The organism is Cupriavidus sp. R6-3 (assembly GCF_059772245.1).
The window spans coordinates 1-23,014 of the sequence record NZ_JCBAJO010000059.1; the positions used below are offsets into that span (position 1 = coordinate 1).

At 65.2% G+C, this 23,014-nt stretch carries 18 protein-coding genes; 9 read left to right on the forward strand and 9 right to left on the reverse strand.

Annotated elements, in window-relative coordinates; translation table 11 throughout:
* Positions 1-243 precede the first annotated feature (243 nt).
* The 3 genes from AC6EI8_RS12005 to AC6EI8_RS12015 all read left to right on the forward strand — a co-directional run bounded on the left by AC6EI8_RS12005 (position 244) and on the right by AC6EI8_RS12015 (position 4,586).
* On the forward strand, positions 244-429 hold the full coding sequence (locus AC6EI8_RS12005) for a hypothetical protein (protein WP_265632429.1): 186 nt from the start codon (positions 244-246) through the stop codon (positions 427-429).
* 395 nt (positions 430-824) lie between these two features.
* Entirely contained in the window at positions 825-3,542 is a 2,718-nt protein-coding gene (locus AC6EI8_RS12010; RefSeq protein ID WP_498382018.1) for a DUF6351 family protein, read from the forward strand.
* 261 nt (positions 3,543-3,803) lie between these two features.
* Positions 3,804-4,586 (forward strand): transporter substrate-binding domain-containing protein, encoded by a 783-nt coding sequence (locus AC6EI8_RS12015; RefSeq protein WP_226107021.1) that lies wholly within the window; start codon positions 3,804-3,806, stop codon positions 4,584-4,586.
* Between the two features lie 339 nt (positions 4,587-4,925).
* On the opposite strand, the gene AC6EI8_RS12020 is transcribed toward AC6EI8_RS12015, so the two are convergent.
* Positions 4,926-5,219, reverse strand: a complete 294-nt coding sequence (locus tag AC6EI8_RS12020; RefSeq protein ID WP_498382019.1) for a YciI family protein — start codon at positions 5,217-5,219, stop codon at positions 4,926-4,928.
* Positions 5,220-5,294: 75 nt separating this feature from the next.
* Positions 5,295-5,693, reverse strand: a complete 399-nt coding sequence (locus tag AC6EI8_RS12025; protein WP_226106373.1) for a DUF1801 domain-containing protein — start codon at positions 5,691-5,693, stop codon at positions 5,295-5,297.
* Positions 5,694-5,774: 81 nt separating this feature from the next.
* Here AC6EI8_RS12025 and AC6EI8_RS12030 point away from each other — a divergent pair, with 81 nt between their 5' ends.
* Entirely contained in the window at positions 5,775-6,152 is a 378-nt protein-coding gene (locus AC6EI8_RS12030) for a YnfA family protein (RefSeq protein WP_149318719.1), read from the forward strand.
* Positions 6,153-6,193: 41 nt separating this feature from the next.
* Here the strand turns inward: AC6EI8_RS12030 and AC6EI8_RS12035 are convergent, their stop codons facing one another.
* Positions 6,194-7,630 carry a PepSY-associated TM helix domain-containing protein gene (locus AC6EI8_RS12035; RefSeq protein ID WP_226106374.1) on the reverse strand — a complete coding sequence of 479 codons (1,437 nt, stop codon included), beginning with the start codon at positions 7,628-7,630 and terminating at the stop codon, positions 6,194-6,196.
* 271 nt (positions 7,631-7,901) lie between these two features.
* On the opposite strand from AC6EI8_RS12035, the gene AC6EI8_RS12040 reads away from it, so the two are divergent.
* Positions 7,902-10,019, forward strand: coding sequence for a TonB-dependent receptor (locus tag AC6EI8_RS12040; protein WP_498382020.1), 2,118 nt, complete (start codon positions 7,902-7,904; stop codon positions 10,017-10,019).
* 159 nt (positions 10,020-10,178) lie between these two features.
* Entirely contained in the window at positions 10,179-11,777 is a 1,599-nt protein-coding gene (locus AC6EI8_RS12045; protein WP_498382021.1) for a phospholipase D family protein, read from the forward strand.
* A gap of 101 nt (positions 11,778-11,878) precedes the next feature.
* On the opposite strand, the gene AC6EI8_RS12050 is transcribed toward AC6EI8_RS12045, so the two are convergent.
* The 3 genes from AC6EI8_RS12050 to AC6EI8_RS12060 all read right to left on the reverse strand — a co-directional run bounded on the left by AC6EI8_RS12050 (position 11,879) and on the right by AC6EI8_RS12060 (position 14,600).
* On the reverse strand, positions 11,879-12,301 hold the full coding sequence (locus AC6EI8_RS12050; protein ID WP_150084118.1) for a VOC family protein: 423 nt from the start codon (positions 12,299-12,301) through the stop codon (positions 11,879-11,881).
* A 20-nt stretch (positions 12,302-12,321) separates the two neighbouring features.
* Positions 12,322-13,515 (reverse strand): DJ-1/PfpI family protein, encoded by a 1,194-nt coding sequence (locus AC6EI8_RS12055; RefSeq protein WP_498382022.1) that lies wholly within the window; start codon positions 13,513-13,515, stop codon positions 12,322-12,324.
* Between the two features lie 176 nt (positions 13,516-13,691).
* Positions 13,692-14,600 (reverse strand): MurR/RpiR family transcriptional regulator, encoded by a 909-nt coding sequence (locus AC6EI8_RS12060; protein WP_265632416.1) that lies wholly within the window; start codon positions 14,598-14,600, stop codon positions 13,692-13,694.
* Positions 14,601-14,749: 149 nt separating this feature from the next.
* On the opposite strand from AC6EI8_RS12060, the gene AC6EI8_RS12065 reads away from it, so the two are divergent.
* Both AC6EI8_RS12065 and AC6EI8_RS12070 read left to right on the forward strand, forming a co-directional pair.
* A complete protein-coding gene (locus AC6EI8_RS12065; RefSeq protein WP_498382023.1) occupies positions 14,750-15,910 on the forward strand; it encodes a M20 family metallopeptidase in 1,161 nt (386 codons plus the stop codon).
* A 52-nt stretch (positions 15,911-15,962) separates the two neighbouring features.
* Complete coding sequence (locus tag AC6EI8_RS12070) at positions 15,963-16,964, forward strand: Bug family tripartite tricarboxylate transporter substrate binding protein (protein ID WP_006578080.1); 1,002 nt, start codon at positions 15,963-15,965, stop codon at positions 16,962-16,964.
* Between the two features lie 104 nt (positions 16,965-17,068).
* Here AC6EI8_RS12070 and AC6EI8_RS12075 read toward each other — a convergent pair whose 3' ends face one another.
* Complete coding sequence (locus AC6EI8_RS12075; protein WP_498382027.1) at positions 17,069-17,251, reverse strand: RES domain-containing protein; 183 nt, start codon at positions 17,249-17,251, stop codon at positions 17,069-17,071.
* Between the two features lie 236 nt (positions 17,252-17,487).
* On the opposite strand from AC6EI8_RS12075, the gene AC6EI8_RS12080 reads away from it, so the two are divergent.
* A complete protein-coding gene (locus AC6EI8_RS12080) occupies positions 17,488-19,818 on the forward strand; it encodes a glycosyl hydrolase family 28-related protein (protein WP_498382024.1) in 2,331 nt (776 codons plus the stop codon).
* A gap of 38 nt (positions 19,819-19,856) precedes the next feature.
* Here the strand turns inward: AC6EI8_RS12080 and AC6EI8_RS12085 are convergent, their stop codons facing one another.
* Positions 19,857-20,618, reverse strand: a complete 762-nt coding sequence (locus AC6EI8_RS12085; RefSeq protein ID WP_498382025.1) for a hypothetical protein — start codon at positions 20,616-20,618, stop codon at positions 19,857-19,859.
* Between the two features lie 90 nt (positions 20,619-20,708).
* The coding region (locus AC6EI8_RS12090; RefSeq protein WP_498382026.1) for a TonB-dependent receptor at positions 20,709-23,014 on the reverse strand (2,306 nt) is incomplete at its 5' end.

The window sequence follows — 23,014 nt, forward strand, 5'->3', positions numbered from 1 at the left end:
GCCGGCCAGGAGCGCGCGGCCGCAGGGATATCTGCCATTTAACATAACAAACATTATCGGCGGCACAGATGTTAGGCGTGAATAGAAATGTCACCTTCTGGATAAATAGAAATGTCCGTCCTGGGAGTCGCCCCGACGTTGCAGTCGCCGGCGGGCCGAGGTCCGAGCCGCTCTGGTTCGACTGGGAAAGGATTCTGGCGAGCCAATCCTCGCGCAAGACGCTTGGCCGGTCGAAACGGCAGCATGGCCGATTGGACTGCTTTCCATCTCAAAGCGAATGGCTGGAATTTTCCATTTAGCCAAAAAAGACGCCGAGATACCTTTGGCGTACGAATTGAGGAATGCAAGTCATCGGCCTTTGCTGGAATGGAAATATTCTCGGGCGCCGCATTTATCGGCATGCAGCGGTTGGAAGTCGCGATAAATTGATATATCCGCCGTTTGTCACGCTGCCCGCCGGGAATGAGGTCAATTCAAATCCATGGCCGGCGAGATATCTACCTCTGCAGTGGTTCGTTGTCGGTGGCGCCACCCCTGGGCCGAACGGTCCGCGCCGCCTTCAAAGCCGCGCCGACGCAATATGTAGCACACATTACCGTCGCTGCCGGTCGAGCTCATCGATCGAAACGGGGATGGCATTACTCCGGTGCATGAAACATATGTCGGTTCTCAATAAATGCTTCGTCGGGAGTGTTTTCGCATTGAGAACTTCCCAGCGCGCTATAGACTGATTATTTCCCAGCGCGATATTTATCCATTATTCCGCAAAGCGGAATATATAAGGCCGCCAGTGCCGGCTTCCACTAAAACATCAGGAGACAATCATGGTTTGGCAAAGCGCCCCCCAAAGAGCGGGCAATCGATCCGTCGCACGGGAAGGCCGACGGGGAACTCGGACCGCCCTGCCCTTTGCTGTCGTCGGGCTGACGGCTTTGGTGCTTTCTGTTTCCGGATGTGGAGGCGACCGCGACGAACCCGCGAAACCGGCGGTGACGGTCAAGAGCCTGTCTTCGCCGGAGGGATTGGTCAGTGGCGATGACACGTTGATCGAACTGACGCAGACCGATGGCGGCAACATTGCCGGCGCGAAGGTCAAGCTGAACGGCGTCGATGTGACGGGCAGCTTCAAGCCGAATCCGTCGAGAAAATCGATGCTTGGCCTGGTGTCAGGGCTGAAGCAAGGCGAGAACAGGATCGACGTCGTCGACGCGGCCGCCGACGCGAAGGTGCGCGGATCGTTGACGCTGACCGCCTATCCCATCCAGGGACCGATTCTGTACGCGCCCCAGGAAGGCAGCTTCCACTGCCAGACCGATACGTTCACGGTCTATCCGGGCGGCCCGACGCTCACCGCGGGGCCGAACACCGATCCCAATTGCGCCGCCCCAACCCGGGTCGATTGGGTCTATCACGATGCGACGAAGTCAGGAACCGCGGTCTGGCAGCCGTACGATCCGGCGAATCCGCCGGCCAATGTAGAGACAACCACGCTGCTCGATGGCCGAACCGTGCCGTATATCGTTCGACTGGAGACCGGCGTCATCAATCGAGGCATTTACCAGATCGCCGTGCTGGGAGATCCAAAGAAGAACCCGAATCCCAGCGCGGTGAATCCGCCCAGCGAATTCAACGGGCGGCTGGTCTACCCGTTCGGGCAGAGTTGCGGCGGCGGCTGGTATGTCCAGGGCCGATCGATGGGCCCCGTGGGCGGCTCGAACAATTCCGCGAACGGCGCGGCCGGCGATTTCAATGCCTTGAATGATCTGCCGCTCAGCAAGGGGTTCGCGGTAGCCAATTCGACGCTGAATTATTTCGGCCAGAACTGCAATCACATCATCTCCGCCGAAACCATGATGATGGTCAAGGAGCGGTTCATCGAAGCGAACGGGCCGGTGCTTTACACGATGGGTTGGGGTTCCTCCGGATCGGCCATGCAGCAGAGCATGATTGCCGATACCTATCCGGGACTGCTGGATGGCATCGTCATGCTGGCGGGCTTTCCGGATAACGGCGGCCCGCAAAGCATGGAAGGCCGTCTGTTCTACAACTTCCAGCTCAACCATACGAAGGGCGGGACGACGCAGAACGGGACCTACTCGCCTGTCCCCAACAGTCCTTACGATCCGACTTACGACAATGCCACCGCCGCCAGGCGCGCCGCGGACCCGACGCTGTTGAACTGGACCAACGCGGAGATTGCCGCTGCCTCGGGTTATGGCACCTATCACAGCGTTCGCCAGCAAGCCAGCTTCTGGGCCGCGCGAACGGATTCGGTTCTGCGGCCGGCGAACCAGGGCGATCGGGACAACGTGATGGGAGGCGCCGGAAACAGCTCCGTGTTCAATGCGGTCATCGGCAATGCCGAGAAGTACAGCCCGGCCAACGTGGTGACCAGCGCGCCCATGGGCGTCCTGCCGGCGCCGCCGGTCAGCCTGCTGCCCGCCAATCCGACCGGTCTTCGTCCCAACGTGAACGACCACAACAAGAACATTCTTGGCGTGGATCCGTCGACGGGATTCGCTCGTTCGTTCACCGGAAATGTCGGCATCCAGTACGGCCTCAACGCGTTGAACACCGGTTTGATTTCCATGGCGCAATTCATCGACCTCAATCGCAAAATTGGCGGCCAGGATATTGACGGCAATCTCCGCACGGATCGCATGCGCGCGGACGCCGAGGCGCTGAAGCGGGCCTATCAGACGGGCATGATCATGTATGGCGGGGCCGGCCTTCGTAGTACCGCTATCCTGAACCTCGATGGCTTGAACAACGAGTTCACGGGCGCCGGGGATATGCATCTGAAGTTCTTCCACTTCATTGTCCGCGCCCGTATCGCGGCGGCAACGGGCCAGTTCGCGAATCATGTCATGTGGACTGGAACGGCCAATGTGGGCAGCTTCGTGCACGATCCGAATGCCCACCATACGATGCCCGTTCAGGCTCCGCGCCCCGCTCACACCGGGCGATCGTTGCCGGCCATGCAAAAGGCGTTCTTTGGCATGGACCGATGGCTGACCGCGGTGGTCAGCGACCGCACCGCCGATTCGCGCGCGGCAAAAGTCGTGAAGAACAAACCGGCTGACATCGTCGATGGCTGTTTCGGTGCCACCACGGCTGGCGCGGCCAACGACTTTATCGCGGAGCCGCAGCGATTCGGCGGATTCAGCACCGTGTTCCGCAAGGGCAATGGCAGCAATTCGCCGGCCGACGTCGTCGAGGTCAGCGAAACGCCGTCGCGATGCAATTCGATGTTCCCTGCCTCGTCGTATCCCCGCTTCGAGGCGGGCGAGCCGCTCCATGCCCGGACGATGCAATGCCAGCTCAAGCCCGTGACGGTCAGCGACTACGCGGGCTACGCGGAACGCAATCCGTCGTGGACCGGTTCGCAGCAAGAGGCCGATCTCGCGGCGTTACGCGCGGTGTTCCCGGGTGGAGTCTGCGACTACAGCAAGCCCGGTGAGCAGGAGCAGCCGCTGGCGGGCACATGGATCCGGATTACCCCGGACAACGGGATGGTGATCGGACATCCGCTCGCACCGTAATGTCGCGAGGCGCGGCGGTGCTCGACGGGCACCGCCGCGTTCGCGATGTTGTTGGCAAAGACGCTGCCTCGGCAGGCAGTCGGCCTCGAAAGCAGTCGAACCTGAGCCCGCATTCGTTCCCGCTGCATTCCTCATGGCAAATTGCGCGTAGGCAAATTGGGCAGGCAATTGTCCAGACCGATAGGCCGCCCGGACATTTCGTGCACAATCCCGCTTCGACATCCGAACTACATCTCACAAGTCGATGAGGAGATTTGCGAAATGATCAGCGCAACCAAAGCCCTTGCCGTCGTGGCCGCAGCCGCCCTGCCCTGCTTCGCGCTGGCCCAGCCGGCCAGTTCGACGCTGAACCGCGTCCAGCAAAGCGGCACGCTGCGGGTCTGCACGCCGGGCGATTACAAGCCTTTCAGCTTCGAGAAGGCGCCGGGCGTATTCGAGGGGCTGGACGTCGACCTGATGCAGACGCTCGCTGCCGCGCTGCAGGCCAAGCCGCAATACGTCAAGACGAGCTGGTCGAACCTGATGCCGGACTTCGTGGCCGGCAAATGCGACATCGCCGTGGGCGGTATTTCCGTGACGCTGGAACGCCAGCGGCAGGCTTATTTCAGTGCGCCCTACATGATCAACGGCAAGACGCCGCTGACCCGCTGCGAGAACGTCGCCAGGTACCAGACCATCGAGGCGATCAATCAGCCGGCGGTGCGTGTGATCGCCAATCCCGGCGGCAGCAACGAGCGTTTTGCACGGACGCATCTCGGCCGCGCGCAATTGCGGATCCATACGGACAACGTGACCATCTTCGACGAGGTCATCAAGAAGAATGCCGACGTCTTCGTCACGGAAGCCGCCGAAGCCATCGTGCAAAGCAAGGCCCATCCGGAACTATGCGCCGTCAATCCGCAGAAGCCGCTGCAGTATGCGGAGATGGCCTATCTGCTGCCGCAGGGCGATGACGTGTTCAAGCACTTCGTGGACCAGTGGCTGCATCTGAGCACCGCTACTGGTGACTTCGGGCGCGTGCGGGCCAGGTGGCTGCCGGAGTAAGTATGATGATGCCGGCCATGTCCAAGGCGAGACTGGCCATGAACTAGCCGGATGCGCCTTCGCGCTCGTGGAGACGCCCTATTTCATCCCCCACAACCTTCACCAAGCTGGACAGTCGCAACGGGTGTATTGCGAAAACGCTGTTGTTGTTGTCGGATGAAACGCAAAGTCTGATATGACGTACCGTTTCATCCGAGCTTTCTACGCGAAGAACTCTCGTCGTAGATCCTGGCCTCCAATCGACCCGTTTCAAGAAGTAGGTCCTGCCATTGCCACGCTCTACCGGGTCAACGACAAGGTCGAAGGTCGACGTCAAAAACTCGTGCAATTCGGACTTGGTCATATCGTGACGGGGTCAGGGAAGGCGCGGTGCCACGACTGAATCTCGACTTTTTCTCGCAGACCATGCACCCAGAACGGGTCCGACTGCAACAGCGCTTCGACCTCAAGCTTGTTGGCCGCACTGACGATCCATAGCCCTCCGACTGGAGCTTCACACTCCGCTTCTCTTAAGGAGCCGGCGATGAGGATCCGGTCGCGATGCCCGTCAAGCCAGTCGATGTGGGCTTTGAAGTGGCTAGTCCGTACGTGTGTTTGCCCAGGAATATCATGAAAGCGAACGGCGAATAGCACTCTTTCCCCTCTTCCTCGTATGTATCCGGGAATACGTCGGCAGCGTCGTGGATGCTCTGCGATTCTGATGGCAACCTACTTCTTTGCCTTTGTGCTATTCAGCAAAGCCGCCGCACGCACCAGTTCCTTCAACGCCTTCTCGTCGATTTGCGCGCCTTCCGCGAAATCGATGGCCCGTCTCGTATTGCCTTCAAGACTCGAATTGAACAACCCTGCCGGATCCGGCAATGAAGCGCCCTTTGCGAACGTCATCTTGACGACGCTCTTGTAGGTCTCGCCGGTGCAAATGATGCCGTTGTGCGACCACACCGGAACGCCGCGCCATTTCCATTCCTCGATGACGTTCGGGTCGGCTTCCTTGATCAGGGCGCGGAGTCTGGCGAGCATTTCGCCTCGCCAGTCGCCCAGTTCCTCGATGCGGGCGTCGATCAATGCGGAGGCGGATCGGTCTTGCGGCAATTCGTTGTTCTTCATATCGATGTCTCCCGGCGCAGGCAGCTCGTACCTTAGCACCGTTCCGTCAGCCTGACGGAAAGTCCGCAGGGCCATGGGACAATGCGGTCCACCGCTACCCTGCCCGCTTCGATCGTGACCTTCCTTGCCTATACGGCGCTGTTCGTGCTGACGGCGCTGGCCGAGATCGTCGGCTGCTATTTGCCTTACCTGGTATTAAAGCAGGAAAAGACCCCGCTGCTGCTGGTTCCCGCGGCCCTGGCGTTGGCGGCCTTCGCCTGGCTGCTGACCCTGCATCCCACCGCCGCCGGTCGAACTTATGCGGCGTATGGCGGCGTCTATATTGCCGTCGCGCTGGTGTGGCTTCGCATCGTGGACGGGCTGCCGCTGACGCGCTGGGACGTCCTCGGCGCCGCGGTGGCGCTGGCCGGCATGGCCATTATCGTGCTGCAGCCGACCACGGGTGCCGGGACGGGCTGATCCGCCGATCCGCCGATCCCGGTCCGGACATCCCGTCCCGATCATTGCCGTACCGGTCTCGACGGCACGCCGGCCGCTCTGTGCACCAGCCGATCGATCAGCCAGACCAGCAGCATCGTGATTCCCATCAGCGGGAATATCGCCCCCAGTACCGCCAGTCCGGCAATCCATGCGCGCATCGGCGGCGGGCTCGACGGACGCGACGGCGCGCCCAATGCATTGGCCGGCTTGCGCTTGATCCACATGACGAAGCCGGTGATGGCCAGCGCCATCAGGCCGAGCGAGATCGCGGCGCATGCGATCTGATTGGCAAGGCCGAAATACCGGCCCATATGGAGCGAGGTGCCGTACGACACGGCCTTCGCGACGGGGCCGTAGTCGTCGTAGCGGATATCCCGGACGATATTGCCGCTGTGCGGATCGATATGCAGCGTTCTTTCGGCCTTGGGGTCGCTGGGGAAGCACGACACCGAATAGACCGCATCGGGCGTTCCCGGCAGTGCCACCTGGCATCCCGCGCCGGCTCCGCGCGAGCCGGCGATGGCAACGACCCGATCCAGACCGATCGGCGCATGGCCGGCGGATGCGCTGGTTCCGACCGGCACGGCGGTCAATCCCGTCGCCCACGGGATTTCGCTCAGCGGCAGCGATTCCATCGTCCTGCCGTGTCGCCGGTGATCGCCATGAGCGGCATGATTGCCCTCACGGACGGGCGCGTGCGCATGCCCTGCTTCGCCATCGGCCGGGCGCCCCAGGTTCGCGGCCGTCGTGATGGCCTTGAATTGCTTGCCCCAGAAGGCGGTCCACGGCAGACCGGACAGCACGAACACCAGCGCGCCGATCGCCAGCGAAGCGCCGAGCATCAGATGGATTTCCTTCCACCGCCCTCGCCTGCCGCTTGCCGGCCGCATTGCAAACGCCCTCACACCCGATTCGCGCAAGCGCGGCCACCACATGGCCAGGCCGGTGGCGATCATCACCAGCGTCCAGCATCCGGCCAGTTCCATCAGCAATTCGCCGGGCTTTCCTGCCAGCAAGGCGCGATGCAGCAACCGGACCTGCTTCATGAAGCGGTCTTCCACGCTGAGGCTGCCCAGCACCGCGCCTGAATAGGGATCCAGATAGAGGCTTTCGCTGTTGCCCGAGGGCAGGCGGAAGATGAACTCCGCACTGGCGCGCGGATCGTTGCGCATGGTGTAGGTCGTGGCCACGGCGCCGGCCGGCGCGGCCGCCCTCGCCCGCTCCAGCAGCGTTTGCGGGGACAGCGGCTCGCCCTGCGGTGTCACGCGCAATAGCCCCGGATACAGCAAGGGTTCGATTTGCGGCTGGAAGCAGTAAATGGTGCCGGTGATCGCCAGCACGATCAGAAAGGGCATTACGAACAGGCCGGCGTAGAAATGCCAGCGCCAAAGCGTGCGGTGGGCGGCGGACGTTGGGGCAGGCGCTGCGGCGGGCGATCGGGGTGTCGGTACGGACATCTGCGGGAGCGGTGAATGCGTGATGGCGCTATCGAAGCTATTGGGTTATTGGGTTATTGGGTTATTGGGGTTATTGGCCTATTGGCGTCATTTTTTTGGCGAGTGAGGCGGATCGCCGCGCCGATCCGTACTGTGCGACGAAATCCCGCGCGGGTCCTGCGGCATGGTGTCGCATGTACCGTGTACGGCGTGGCCAATAGAATCTGGCACCAAAAACAACGGTGTCTCGCGGCATTCCTGCCGTCTCACCTGGGACACGCCCGCTTTCTCAATGGCCCGACTCCTTCCCCGCGAGGTGGCGCTAGCCGCTGCCGCAGTATGCCTTTCCGCCCAGGCGGCCGACCCTTCTCCTGAGGTCCACGTACTGGCACCGGTCACCGTCCATGCCGCCGGGCAGACCGCGCTGGATGAGCCGGCCTCGACCGGATCGAACCTCGACCTGACGCCGATGCAGACGCCGGCCAGCGTGGACGTCATTGCCCGCGATCAGCTCGAAGTCCGCGGCGATGTATCGCTGGTCGATGCCATCACCCGTGCACCGGGGCTGTCGGGCCTCGGCCATCCCGGCAATGGCGGCGCTTCGTTGTCCGCCCGCGGCTTTACCGATGCGGCGTCGGTGATGCGGCTCTACGATGGCGTGCGCCAATACGGCGGGATCGGCGTGACGTATCCCTTCGACACCTGGTCGGTGGAACGCATCGAGGTACTGCGCGGACCCGCCTCGGTGATCTATGGCGAAGGCGCGATCGGCGGGGTCGTCAACGTCGTGCCGAAGAAGCCAACGCGCGGACCGGTGGAGAACGAAATCCAGGCGACGATCGGCACGGAGAACACCCAGCGGCTCGCCTTCGGCAGCGGCGGCGCGATCGACGAGCGCTGGTCATACCGCTTCGATATCAGCGGCAATCGCACGGACGGGTCGGTCGATTTCGGCGATTCGCGCAATCTGTCCGTATCGGGCGCGCTGCAATGGGATCCAACGCCGGAGCTCGGCATCAAGCTGAGCTACGCCAAGGGCTGGCAGCAGCCGGCACGGTATTTCGGCGTGCCGCTCGTCAATGGCCGCCAGGATCCGTCCTTGCGGACCCGAAACTACAACGTCAGCGACAGCCGCATCCAGTTCGACGACCAGTGGACCGAATTGTCGGCGCGGTGGATGCCGAACGCCGATCTGACGGTTCGCTCGCGGGCGTATTACATCGACAGCAAGCGTCATTGGCGCAATGCCGAGTACTACGACTATCTGCCGGCGAGCGGCCTGATCCAGCGTTCGTCCTATGTCGAGATCCTTCACGATCAATGGCAGGTCGGCAATACCACCGATGCGGTCTATCGCCATGCGCTGTTCGGCATGAACAACAGCGTGTCGGTCGGCTTCGATGTCAATCGGGCATCGTTTCGCCATACCAATAATTCGCCCTACTCGGGCAGCACGGTGGTCGATCCTTACACGTTCGATCGCGGCAATTTCATCAACGTCGCCGGCACCACGCCGCGCTACAGCAACGAGGCGGTGCAGTACGCCCTGTTCGCCGAGAATCGGCTGGAAATCACGCCGCGGTCGTCCGTGCTGGGCGGCTTGCGCTATGACCATGCCAGGATCGAGCGCCACGATCTGGTGGCCAATCGGGAGGCATTCGACAGGACGTTTTCGCACATCGGCTGGCGTGCCGGCACGGTGTACAACCTGACGCCGAATCTGGCTGTCTACGCGCAGTATTCGGAAGCGGCCGATCCCGTCAGCGCATTGCTGATGCTTTCCTCGTCGAACAGCAATTTCGAGCTGTCCACCGGTCGCCAGGTCGAGGCCGGCGTCAAGCAGGACTTCTGGAATGGCAAAGGGGAATGGACCGTTGCGGCCTACCACATCGTCAAGAAGAACCTGGTCACGCGCGACGCGGTCAATCCCACGCAAAGCGTACAGGTTGGCGAGCAGTCCTCGCGCGGCATCGAGGCCAGCATCGGCGTCGAATTCCTGCCGGGATGGCGGCTCGATGCCAATGCCGCGCTGCTGCAGGCGCGCTACGACCGGTTCACCGAATCGGTCAACGGCACGGCGGTCTCGCGCAATGGCAACGTGCCGACCGACGTGCCGGAGCGCCTGGCCAATGCCTGGCTGACCTGGCGCTTCCTGCCGGAATGGACGGCCGGCGCCGGCATCCGCCATGTCGGCCGCCGCTTCGCCGACCGCGCCAATACGCTCAAGATGCCGGCGTACACCACCACCGACCTGCTGCTGCAATGGCGGCCGCGCAAGCACACCACGCTGTCACTGCGCGGCTTCAATGTGTTCGATCGGCACTATGTCGCAACGGCCTACTACAATCCGACCCAATGGTTGCAAGGGGCCGGACGGCGGGTGGAATTGACGGTCAATCACCGGTTTTGAGTTGCGGCACGCGTTGAGGCGCGTTGGCACGCGTTGGCGCGTGTTTGGGGCACCATGACGCGAACCGGCCGTGCCGCGGCGAAGCAATGGCGTGGCGCTGCTTTATAGTTCGTATCTTCTTCAGTCCGTTGACCGGGCCGTCGATCGTCTCGAACGTCCATGCACACTGCCTCCCATCGCCTGTTCTCCCGCTTGCGTCCGCTGGTCCCCGCCGTTTTCGCGATGTTCGTGCTCGCCGGATGCGCCCTGCCACCGCTGGAACCCCGAACCGAATCGCATGCGTTGACGCCGGAAGAGTCCCGCGACACGGCGCTGGGCCGCGCGCTGGCGCCGGCATTGGCCGAGCGTCCCGGCCTGTCGGGCATCCACCCGCTGGCCGATCCGCGCGAGGCCTTCGCCGCGCGGGTCCATGGCGCCCGCATGGCCGAGCGCACGCTGGACGTGCAGTACTACATCTGGCGCCGCGACACCACCGGCACGCTGCTGCTCGATGCCCTGCATGAAGCCGCCGAGCGCGGCGTGCGCGTGCGTCTGCTGCTGGACGACAACGGCATCTCGGGCCTCGACGAAATCCTGTCCGCGCTGGACGCCCATCCCAACATCGAAGTCCGCCTGTTCAATCCATTCGTCGTGCGCTCGCCGAAATTCATCGGCTATCTGACGGACTTCCGCCGCCTGAACCGGCGCATGCACAATAAATCGTTCACGGTGGATGCGCAGGCGACCATCGTGGGCGGACGCAATGTCGGCGACGAATATTTTGGCGCCACCGATGGCGTGCTGTTTTCCGATCTGGACGTGCTGGCCGTCGGGCCGATTGCTGCCGAGGTCGAACGGGACTTCGATCGCTACTGGGCGAGCGCCAGTGCGTATCCGGTGAACCGGATCGCGTTGCCCGTGTCCCCGGACAGGCTGGAACAACTGGCCCGGGAGGCCGCCACCGCGGAGCGCGACCCCGCCGCCACGGCTTACATGAACGCCCTGAAGGCACTGCCGGCCTACCGTCGCATCATCGATGGCACCCTGGCGTTCGAGTGGGCAAAGACACAGATCGTCAGCGACGATCCCGCCAAGGTCCTGGGCAAGGCGCCGAGCAATGGACTGATCGGGCATCAGCTGATGGAGACCATCGGCGTGCCGACGCGCGAACTGGACCTGGTGTCGCCCTACTTCGTTCCGACCGAGGCCGGTGCGAAGACCTTTGCCGACCTCGCCGCCAAGGGGGTCAAGGTGCGCGTGCTGACCAATGCGGCCGAGGCCACGGACGTCAAGGTGGTGCACTCCGGCTATGTCAAATGGCGCCGCGCGCTGCTCGAATCCGGCGTGCAATTGTTCGAGCTGCGGCGCGAAGTCGCGCCGCCCGCGGACAAGGCCGATACCACTCCCCGCTCCAGGGCCGAGGAGCGCGCCGGGCCGTTCGGCAGCTCCGGCGCAAGCCTGCATGCCAAGACGTTCGCCGTCGATGCGCAGCGGGCCTTTGTCGGTTCGCTCAATTTCGATCCGCGCTCGGCCCATCTGAATACCGAATTGGGTTTCGTGATCGACAGTCCCGCGCTGGCCGGCAGGATCGAATCCGCATTCGATACCAGCGTTCCGCAGAACGCCTATGAGGTCCGGCTGGCCGACGACGGCAGCCTGTACTGGCTCGAAAGGCGCGGCAGCGACACGATTCGCCACGATACCGAGCCCAATTCCAGCTGGCTGGAGCGCTTGTGGATCCGGGGCTTGTCGTTGCTGCCGATCGACTGGATGTTGTGACGTGCTGCGAGGTATTGCGACGTGCGGCGATGTGTCGTGGGGATGCGCTGCGGGACCGCTACGCGCGGAGAAAAACCTGCCGAGCGGTCCCCGGCGTTCCGCTATTGCGCGTCCTGCTCGCCCATCATCGCCGCCGGGTTCATCCACACCGGCTCGAACAGGTGACCGTCCGGATCTTCGAAGGTGCGCAGGTACATGAAACCCATGTCCTGCGGCTCGCGAATGTCCGCGCGTCCGCCGGCCGATTTCGCGGCTTCGACGATGGCGTCCACCTCCTCGCGGCTGTCGATCGACAGCGCGATCAGCATGGCGCTGGTCTGGTGCCCGTCGGCGATCGGCTTGCTGGTGAAGGTCCCGTAATAGGCGTGCGTCATCAGATGAAAGTTGATGGTATCGGACCACACCATCGACGAGGTCTGATGGTCGCTGAACTGCTCGTTCCTGACGCAGCCGATCGCCTCGTAGAAGCGCGTCGCGGCCGCGAGATCGCGGACCGGCAGGTTCAGGAAAATCATCTTTGCCATCGTGTCTCCTCCGTTGGGTTCTACTGCATTGGGGTGGTTCGCGTCTCGGTTCGCCCATGTTCGCCGGGATATTCCAGCTGCATGGCGACGAGTGCTTCCGTACGCGTGCCGTAGCGTTGGCCGATGCCGTTCAGGGCCGCATCAAGCGCCTTCGCCGGGTGCGGTTCCGCGGTGAGTGCAATGGCGCGTTCTCCATCCCAGTCCTTGCCCACCTGCTCGGGCAGCAGCCGGATGCCGTTCCGGGTCTGGATCGGCCCCGGCTGCGCGGCGAAGGAGATGGCCTGCGAACGGTAGGTGCGCGACCACGCGTCGGCGACCAGCGCCAGCGATACCTCGTCGACGCCGGGCCGCAGCGCGATGCCGAGCCGTTCGCGGTTCCAGAACGCCATGGTGTTGCCCATCGCCGTCAAGGCGAAGGGACGCGTGAAGGTGAAGGCGTCGCTGTCGTGGCGCGCATCCCAATGCGGCAGGCCCAGGTCGCGGGCGACCGCCTCTGCCCTGTCGCGGCCGGCCACGGCTTCGATCAGCGTCAGCGTCATCGGCATCGAGGCGGAAATGCCGGTGGTCGTGGCGACGCGGCCGTCGACCACGATGCGCCGATCGGGGACGTGGCGTACCGTGGGATGCTTCTCCAGCAGGTCGTTCAGGTAGTACCAATGAGTGGTGGCCCGCTTGCCGTCGAGCAGGCCGGCTGCGGCCACCACCTTCGCTCCGGCGCAGATGCCGATCACGGTGGCGCCCTTGGCGGCCTGGCCGCGGATCCATTGCAGCACGGTCGGATCGTCGTCGCGGCTCATCGCCGGGACCAGCACGTAGTCGGCGCCCTGGGGATGCTGCGCGTCGAACTGCGCGATCGTTGCATCCGGCTCGACCCGCAGCGCGGGGTAGAGCTTCACCGGTCCGGGCTGCGTCGCCAATGCCGCCACCTCGCCGATGTCGGCGCGGCGCAGGATGCCATAGGGCATCAGATAGTCGGTGGTTTCGGTGGCGTCGTTGATGCCGACGATGGCGATCACCGGGCGCGGGCGCTTGGGCGGCTTCAGCGCCGACAGCGTGGCGGCCCGCTCGGAATCGGCGATCGCCGGCGGCGCGGCGGGAGTTGTGGCCGGCGGCAAGGACAGCAGCCACGCCGCGCCGGCGGCCAGCGCGATGACCACCATACCGGCAATGCCGAGCCCGATCCATGTCGCACGACGTCGATTCGGCCGGTTCATCGTCCTCGTCTCCCCGTGGTTTTTTTAGCCAGACCACTAGCTTAGGCGGACGGAATCGGGACGCCAAGCCATGCCAAGGTGTCCACATTTGGCGGGGATCGGTCGATGCCGAACACCATGCCGGTGCCCGCGCCGATAGCGGGGCCGGCGCCGGGCAAGTACCGGACCTTCGCGCCCTACCCCTTTCGCAATCCCTCCACCGGATCGGTCTCGAACGCCTGCCACAGCGCATCGCGCCGCTGCAGCGCCTCGATCACCGCCGGCTGGCGCAATTGGGCGACGGCGGACACCAGTGCATTGCACAGGAAGAATGCCGCCGTGTAGGAGTCGAATGGGGATGCGTTGGCGGTGCGCACCAGCAGATGGTGGTCGGCCAGCGGCACCAGCGGCGCGGCGGGGCTGTCGCAGATGGCGACGACGCGGGCGCCCCGCTCGCGGAAGGCACGGGCGATGCTGACCGGCGCGCTGGAATAGCGGCGGACGCTGAAGGTCAGCAGCACGTCTTCCGGCTGGACCCACAGCATGCCGTCGGTGGCCGTCACGGCGCCGGCGCCCAGCTCCTGCACATTGGGCCGGCACATGTTCAGATGCAGCGCCAGCCAGGCACTGACCGGCGCGCTGTTCTTCTGCGCGAGGATGAACAGGCGCCCTTTTCCTCCGGCCAGCAGGCGTGCGATCGCCTCGAAGGCGGCGATGTCCAGCGATTCGTGCGTGGCGGTCAGGTTGTGCTGGTCGTGCATCAACGCATCGTCGAGGCAGGCCCGCAAGGTTCGCTTGCCGCCGATCAGCGCAGGCGCGCGCTGTCCCGCGGTTGGCAGCGCGGCCGTTACGCTGGCCCGCGCTTCGCGCTGGGCGTCGGCATAGCTGGCATAGCCGAGCTTGGCGAACAGCCTGACCACGGTCGACGCGCTGGTGCCGTGCTGTGCCGCCAGCGCGGTCGCCGATTCCAGCAGCACATGCGGATAGCCGCGCGTCAGCGCATCGGCCAGCTCGCGCTCGCGCGCGGTCAACGTGGCGGCTTCGCGCGCCAGCCGGTCCAGCAGCGTGGCGCCATGATCGGCGCTTTCCTTGCGGGAATTCGTCATATTGACACTCTGCAATACGTATTGCATGATGATATCACCGTTGCAATACATGTTTCACGGCGCATGTTGTTGCGCCTCCCATCACGTCTTTCATCGCGGACCGGGCACCGGTCTTCGGTATTCGGTCATCCGTCGCGAACAGGAACCCCATGCAGGATAAGGAAGTTGCCCAGGGCGCGCAGGCGCTGCTGGACTGGCTGCAAGGCCAGCATCAGGCGATGCAGGACTTGCTGCTGAAGATCGTCGACATCGACAGCGGCAGCCGCCACGAAGCCGGCGTCCAGGCCGTGGCCGAGGTCCTGCGCGCGCATCTGGAAGCCGCCGGCATCGCCGTGCGCTTCCATGCTGTGCCGGGATACGGCGTTTGCCTCGATGCGCAGGTGCCGGGCTCCGGCGAGGGCCTGCCGGTCCTGCTGATGGGGCATATGGATACGGTCTATCCCGAAGGCACGGCGGCCAGGCGGCCCTTCCGCGTCGAGGATGGACGCGCCTACGGTCCCGGCGTCGCCGACATGAAATCCGGCCTGGTGCTCAATGTGTTCGTTGCCGAGGCGCTGGCGCGGCTGGGCCGGCAGGCGCCGCCGGTGCGGCTGTTCTTCTCGTGCGACGAGGAGATCGGCTCGCCCGCCACGCGCGATCGGATCATGGCCGTCGCCCGTGAAGTGCGCGCGGTGTTCAATGCGGAGCCGGGGCGCGTCAGCGGCAACCTGGTGACGGGCCGCAAGGGCTCGATGGTGGTCGAGTTCGAGGTCGAGGGCGTGGCCGCGCACTCGGGCATCAACCACGCCCATGGCGCCAGCGCGATCGATGCGTTGGCGCGCAAGATCCTGGCGCTGCATGCGCTGACCGACCCGGCATCGGGCATCACCACCAATGTCGGCTGCGTGCAGGGCGGCATCGTGCCGAACATGGTCGCGCCGCATGCCAGGGCGCAGCTCGATGTGCGCTTCACCGCCGATACCGACATGGACGCGCTGTACGGCCGCATCCGCGAGATCGTCGAGGCCGAATCGATTCCCCGCACGCGCGGGCGCATCACCGACATGCGCCGCACGATGCCGATGGCGACGACGCCCGCGGCCCTGCTGTCGCTCTATCAGCGCAGCGCCGAACGCGTCGGCTTTACCGTCGACGGTGAATTCACCGGCGGCGCGGCCGACAGCGGCCTGACCAGCTCGGCCGGCACGCCGACGCTGTGCGGCACCGGCCCGGTCGGCGGCCATCCGCACACCGAGCGCGAGTACTGCGAGTTGTCCACCTTCGTGCCACGGGCGCAGGCCCTGGCGCTGGCCATCCTCGGGCTGCAATGATCGGCATGTCCCGCCATCGAACGAATCCCTTTTCCATCCTGCCTTTCTGATCATGCAGAACCTGCCCTTCTCCCGCCGCCGCTTCGTTGGTCTTGGCCTGAGCGCCGCCGCCATTGCCGCCGCCGCGCCGCTTGGCGCCGTGGCGCAGGAAAACTGGCCGTCGCGTCCCATCACGCTGGTGGTCCCCTTCCCGCCCGGCGGATCGGTCGACATCATGGCGCGCCAGTATTCCGAGCCGCTGTCGCGCATTCTTGGCGTGCCGGTGGTCGTCGACAACCGTCCCGGCGCGGGCGGTTCGGTCGCGACGCAGGTCGTCGCGCGCAGCAAGCCCGACGGCTACACGCTGGTGGTGTCGTCGCAGAGCAGCCACCTGGCCAATCCGCTGACGCAGCCGCGCATCGGCTATGACCCGATCAAGGACTTCGAGAACATTGCGATCCTGGGCCGCCAGCCCAATGCGCTGGTCGTGCATTCCAGCCTGCCGGTGCGCACCTTCGCGGAGTTCATCGCCTATTCGAAGAAGAACCCGGGCAAGCTGGATTACGGCAGCGGCGGCGTCGGCAGCATGGGCCAGCTGAACGTCGAGATGTTCAAGGCCAGCACCGGTGCGGTGGCGACCCATATCCCGTACCGCGGCGGCTCGCAACTGATCACGGCGGTGCTGAGCAACGAGGTGCAGTTCATCCTGGACAACCTCGTCATCATGCTGCCGCACGTCAAGGACGGCAAAGTCCGCGCACTGGCGGTCGCCTCCGAACAGCGCCTCGAGCAGCTGCCGGACGTGCCGACGCTGGCCGAACTGGGCTATCCCGAACTGAACCTGAGCTCGTGGACCGGCATCGCCGCACCGGCCGGCACGCCGCAGCCGGTGGTGCAGAAGATCTACCAGGCCGTGCGCAAGGCGGCCAGCGATCCCGCCATGCAGGCTGCCCTGCGCTCCCGCGGCGTGGTCCCGCCGGAAGACATGGCCCCCGCCGCCTTCGAACGCATGATGGCCGATCGCCTGCAGCGCTATGGCGAGGTGGTGAAGCGGGCGAAGATTTCGGCGGAGTAACGCTCGTACGGCCCGTACAGCGCATACAGTCCCGGGGACCGCCCCCGGGGCTTCCATCCCTCATCGGCAATCGGCGGATGAGCTTGCCCGGCGGCGGACACGGACTACGGCGCCCGGAACAGCCTCTCGTCCCATCCCGCCGGCAAGTCGTCCGGCCCTGCACGTTCGAGCGCGATGTCGTCAGGTACGTCGGCAACCACCACGACATGCTGGCGAGGCACCTTGCCGATGCGTGAGTGAACGAGAATCTCGAGCATTGCGCCCGCGAAACTCAGGGCGCCGTAGATCTTGGATCAATTGATGCCAAATTGTAGGCCATTTGATCTCCCTCCGCTAAGCAGGAAGGACGGGCAGGATCTCCGATTCCTCCTTGTGTGCCGTCTCGTACTGTGACGGGCGTCGTTTTCAGACATTAATGGCCCGTCCGATATAGGCGATGGGCGCAGTTCTGCCATGGCCGTCCGTTCGCCAGACACAACCGGGGGTAGCCATGAAACCAGCGTTTCGCTTTCGACAGCGCCTGTTGACGGCCGCATTGGCGCTGTTCGGCTGCTGGCAGGCGGTGGCGGGCGGCGCTGAGGCGCGCGGGGCTTCGGCGCCCGCGGTCGCGGCGGGCACGCCGGTCGCGCCCATTACCGAAGCCGGCACGCTGAGCGGGTGCGCCAACCCGATGATCGGCAGGAACGGCGACACCGGCAGCGGCAAGCGGGCGGTGTTCGTTGATGTCAACCGGATGCGGCCGGACAGCGATCCGGTCTACGAGAAGAACGCCATTTTCTGGACCTCGCGCGAGAACCGGCCCGGCCAGAGCGTATTGATGAGCGGCGCCTTCACCGGCAACCGCAAGACCGTGCGGCTGGCGGCGCTGACGTCCGGGATGACCGACTGGCGCAGCGCGGTCCGGGCCAGCGCGATCACGGTGCCGGCCGTCAACCTGAGTTCCACGGGCTTGACCTTCACCATCCCGGCCAACCTGAAATACGGCCCCTACGCCTACCGCATCGAGGATCAGGATCGCGCGGTGCCGGCGCTGGAAGGCATCGTCAATCGGCCGGAAATCCAGTGGATTCTCGGCACGCCCGATACCGATTCCAGCCTGGAGGCGCCGGCGCATGAGCTGGTCAACTGCGGCGCCGAGGCCGGAGGCAAGCTGCGGCTGTTCGGCAAGAACTTCAACGGCAGCAAGGAAGCCTATCTGCAATCGGCCGACAACCGGCTTTATCCGCTGACCGTCGAGCACGCGGACGATACCGCGCTGGTGGCGGCCGTGCCCGCCGACATGGCGCCCGGCCCCTACCATGTGTGGATCGGCTCCCCGAAAAAGGACCTGACTGCGGCGCTGCCGGTGCCGATCCGCATTCAACCCGCGCCAAAACCGCCCGCGGTAGTGGCCTGCCCGGGACTGGCCGGCGATGGCGTCACCGACAACGCCCCGGCGCTGCAAGCGTGCCTCGACAAGAACCGCAGCAACGGCGTCCGCACCGTCTTCAAGCTGCCGGCCGGGCAATTCGCCATCTCGAGAACGATCGCCTTGCGCCGCCATCAGTATCTGGTTGGGGAATCGGAGGACGCGACCACCCTGCTCGGCAAGGCGAACAACGCCGCGGCCACCCCCGCGTCATGGATCACCGGCGACAGTCATTTCGGCATCGCCTCGCTGACGCTGCGCGGGCCCCATCGCGAAACGATGCTGCGGGCCGCGGATCTGGGCAGCGATCCGCGCACGCACGGCCATATCCTGATCCAGCGCGTCAATTTCGTCGTGTCGGCCGATTACACCAACGGCGCGGAAAGCGCCCAGCTGATCAAGATTTCCGGGCCCGACCTGCGCATCGTCAATTCGACGTTGAGCTCGCGCAAGACGCTCTCCATCGACTACGGCGACGGCGTGCTGATCGCTGGCAATCGGGCGACCAAGGGCGATTACGGCATTGCCAACAGCCAGAACGTCGTCGTCACCAAGAATCTGTTCGGCGCGCAGGACGAGATCAACGAAGGCGTGGTGATCGGCGCCAGCCGGCCGATGATCAGCGGCACCACGGCCAACGCCACGCGCAACTTCTATCTCGGCTACAACCTGTTCCGCAACATGACCTACACGCCGACCAACCAGTTCTTTACGACGGACGGCGGCGGCGGCGCGTATCTGGGCAGGCTCGCCGCGAGCTCGGCCAGTACGGTGACGCTGGCGCGCGATCCGAACTGGGACATGGTCGGCACCAGCAATCCGGAGAACGTGCTGATGTCGATCGTCGCCGGCACGGGCGTCGGCCAGTACCGGCATCTGAAATCGATCAAGGGCCGCGTGATGGAATTGGCGACGCCATGGGACGTGGTGCCCGATTCGTCCTCGGTGATCAACATCACCACCGGCTATCTGCGCATCACCGTCAGCCATAACGAGTTCCGCAACATGCATGGCCGCGCGCTGAATTCGATCCTGTTCTTTGGCGGCGTGTTCGACAGCGTGATCGACCACAACTACAACATGAACGCCGGCGACGGCATCGCCATCGCGGCCTATGGTCCCTATGGCGACAACACCTATCTGCCGACCTTCAATATCGACTGCCTGGATAACACCGTCGCCGAGGATGGCGACCCGGTCTTCGTGATGCGCACGGCGGCGCGCAACGTCACGCGCGGGCTGGCGGTGCAAGGCATGCCGGGCGCGACGCTGTCCGGCATCCTGGTACGAGGAAACCGGGTGGCGAGCCCCGGCATGATCTTTTTCCCGAACAGCTTCAAGGACAACTATTCGGTACTGGTCGAACAGAACCAGGCGCGGGTCGAGCCCTGGTTCGGCGGATCGAGCGGGCCGCCGGGTGCGATGATCCGGAACAATCGCCCGTAGGCGCCAGAGGCCACCGCTTTACCGCGATGGCCTTCCGCCTACGGCAGCGCGGGCCGGGCGCTCGCCGCATCTCCCCGCATCGCGGCCAGCGCCCGCAGCGACAGGTGCGCGAACCAGTAAACGAGAAACAGCATCCCGAGCACGCGCCCGATGGTCACGCCGGCAAACGCTGCCGGCCCGGGCAGCAGCAGCGCGATTGCTCCCGAGATGGCCGCGGCGATCAGGCCGCTGAGCACGACACCAGCGATCGCCACGCCGGCGAACGGCAGGCGCCAAGCTTTGGTCAGCGCCGCGAATTCGCTGGCCGATGCGCGCTTGCGCAGGGCCAGATACGGCATCAGCCGCATCGCCAGCCAGCCCTGGGCCGCGAGGTTGGCCACGCCGTACAGCAGCGGCACCGTGCCAAGGAACTGGGTCACCGCGCACAGCACGATGTAGGTGCCGATGTAGTGCGCCAGTGCGCCGCGCTGGCCCGCCATGGCGTCGGGAGACGGGCCGGCTGCGGAGTAAGCCGGTCCGATCTGTGCGACCGCGCCCGGCATCGACCACAGCGCCACCAGCAGGATCAGCGCGAGCTGGTACAGCACCACCAGCAGCGTCTGCGCGACCCCACCCGCGCCCCCGTAGAGCGCCTGCACCCAGGGCGGCACGACGCCGGTCATCAGCATGACGAGCGGCAGGCCCAGAAAGATCGCACCGGCGATCAGCAGCACCACGATCGGACCGACGGCGAGCTTGAGGGCGCGTGAACTGACGAAACTGGCAAGCGCGGCACGAAAGGCGGCGAACGACGGCTGCATGGCGATGGCGTGAAGGGCAAAGTGCGGGAGCCTAGCACATCGGCCCCGCGACATCGGCCCCGCGCCGCCCTGCCGTCCCCCTGTCCCGCGCTACATCCGGTACCGCAGCCCGACGAACATGCTGCGCGGCGCCCCAGGGGCGATGAAGCGCGACGTCGCCGCATCCTGCGGCGCCACGTGCGGCTGCACCAGCCGTCCGTCCGGCAGGATGTTCTCGGCCAGCTGACCGTAGCTGGCATAGCGGCGGTCGAAGAGATTGTCGATGCGCGCATACAGCTCGAGCTGCTTGCTGACCCGATAGCTGGCGCGCAGATTGACGGTGGCATAGCCGGCGGTATCCCAGCGCCGCGCATCCGGCGCCCTGCCCGGCCGCGGGTCGCTGGCCAGGCCGTCCTCGTTGCCGCTGATCACGCTGGACGACACCGCCAGCACGTCGGCGCCCACCGCGAACGACGGCGTCACGCGCCAGTCGGCGCCGAACTTCAGCGTATGCCGTGGCAATCCGGCCAGCCGCATGCCGGGCCGGACGTCGATGGTGCGCTCGCCGGCCAGGATGCGGCCATTGGCCTGGTAGGTGGCCTGCAGATAGCTGTAGCCGAGCCGCAGCGTGACCGCGTCGAGGCGCCAGTTGGCCAGCAGGTCCAGGCCCTGGTGGCGGGTGCGATCGAAGTTCGAGAAATACCCCTGCTGGCTGTTCGGTGCGCGCAGGAACAGGATGTCGTCGCGATTGTCGGTGCGGTAGGCCGCGCCCGACAGCTCGAAGTCGCGCGACGGCCGCCAGCGCGCGCCGACCTCGTAGGTGCGGGACACCACCTGCTTCAGATACGGGTCGGCCTGCAGGCCGGCGGGCAAGCGGCATGGCTGGGCGGGGTCGGCGCAGCCCAGCTCGATCACGGTCGGCACGCGATTGCTCTGCGCGGCGCTGGCGAACAGCGTCAGCCCCGCCCCGACCTGCTGGGTCACGCCGATGGCGGGATTGAGCTTGCTGTAGGTGAAGCGCTCCGTCGGCTTGTCGCTGCCGTCGCTGTCGATCAGCGTGCTGGTGACCTTCAGCCGATTCCAGCGTGCCGACAGGTTCAGATGGGTGCTCGGCGTCAGCGCCCACAGGTCGGCCAGATAAAGCCCGATCGCGCGCGACTTGCCATGGGCGCCAGAGAACAGCTCGACGTCGGACCCCGGCGCGGCGGTCACGCCCCGGTCGGCACTGAGCAGCGCCTCCTGCTCGTACTGCGCGTAACGCACGCGGTTTGCGTCGAACGTCATTCCCATGTTGATGCGGTGCGCGCCCAGCTCCCTGGCCAGGCTCAGCGCAATGCCTTCCCCTCGCTGGCGGGTGTGGGTGGTGTTCAGCACGGCCGGATGCAACGCGGCGCCCTGCTCTCGTGTCAGGCCGCAGTCGTCGTCGACCGGCGAGCCGTCGGGATGGAAACCATCCTCGCAGGCCTCGGCGTACTCGGCATAGTCCTCGCTGACGTCGCCGTTGACGGTATCGCGCCGGCTGTGGCGGACATAGGCCATCGCGGAGATGCGGGTCTTGTCGTCGAGCCAGTGGCTGCCGTTGAGCATGACCTGCGTGACGCGGTTGCGGGTCTGGTCCGGATAGGTGAACACCGCGCGCCGGTTGGCCGCGTACAGGTCGGGCACCGCTGCGTCGCCATCGAGCCGATAGTCCGGTACCAGGCCGTTGCCGACCAGCCTGCTGCTGCCGTGCAGCAGCGACACGTCCCACTCGGTCGACCCGCTGCTGCGGCCCGCCTTCAGGAACAGGTTGCCGAGCCGCCCATCGGAATGGTCGCGCCAGCCGTTCTCCTTGAACAGCGTGCCGGCGATGAAGCCGTGCCAGCCGTCCTCGCTGCGCGCACCGAAGGACAGATCGGCCCGCTTGCGGGCGCCGCTGCCGTAGGACAGGTCGGCGCCGAAGCCCTGCGAGGTGAGGCCGGATTTGGTGGTCAGCGCGAGCGCGCCGCCGAGCGTGTTCAGGCCGTAGGCGGGGTTTGAGCCCGACACCAGCGCGACATTGTCGAGCGCGGCTTCGGGAATCATGTCCCAGTTCACCACATCGCCGAACGGTTCGTTGACGCGAACGCCGTCCAGATAGACAGACAGGCCCTGCGGCACGCCGAGGATCGACGAAGCGCGAAAGCCGCGATAGGTCACGTCGGCCTGGAACGGGCTGCCCTGGATCTCGTTGACGTTGACGCCGGGCAGATTGCGGCTCAGGTATTCGACCAGATTGCCCGCGCGCGGGCCCGTCACCGCCTCGCCGTCGGCGCTCTGCACCGAATAGGGCAAGGCATCGCGTTCCACGCCGATGCCGGGCAGCGGCGCGGCGGCGACGATGGTGACGGTGGGCAGCGAACTGTCCTGTTGTGACACAGTGCTGCCCTGTTGTGCAA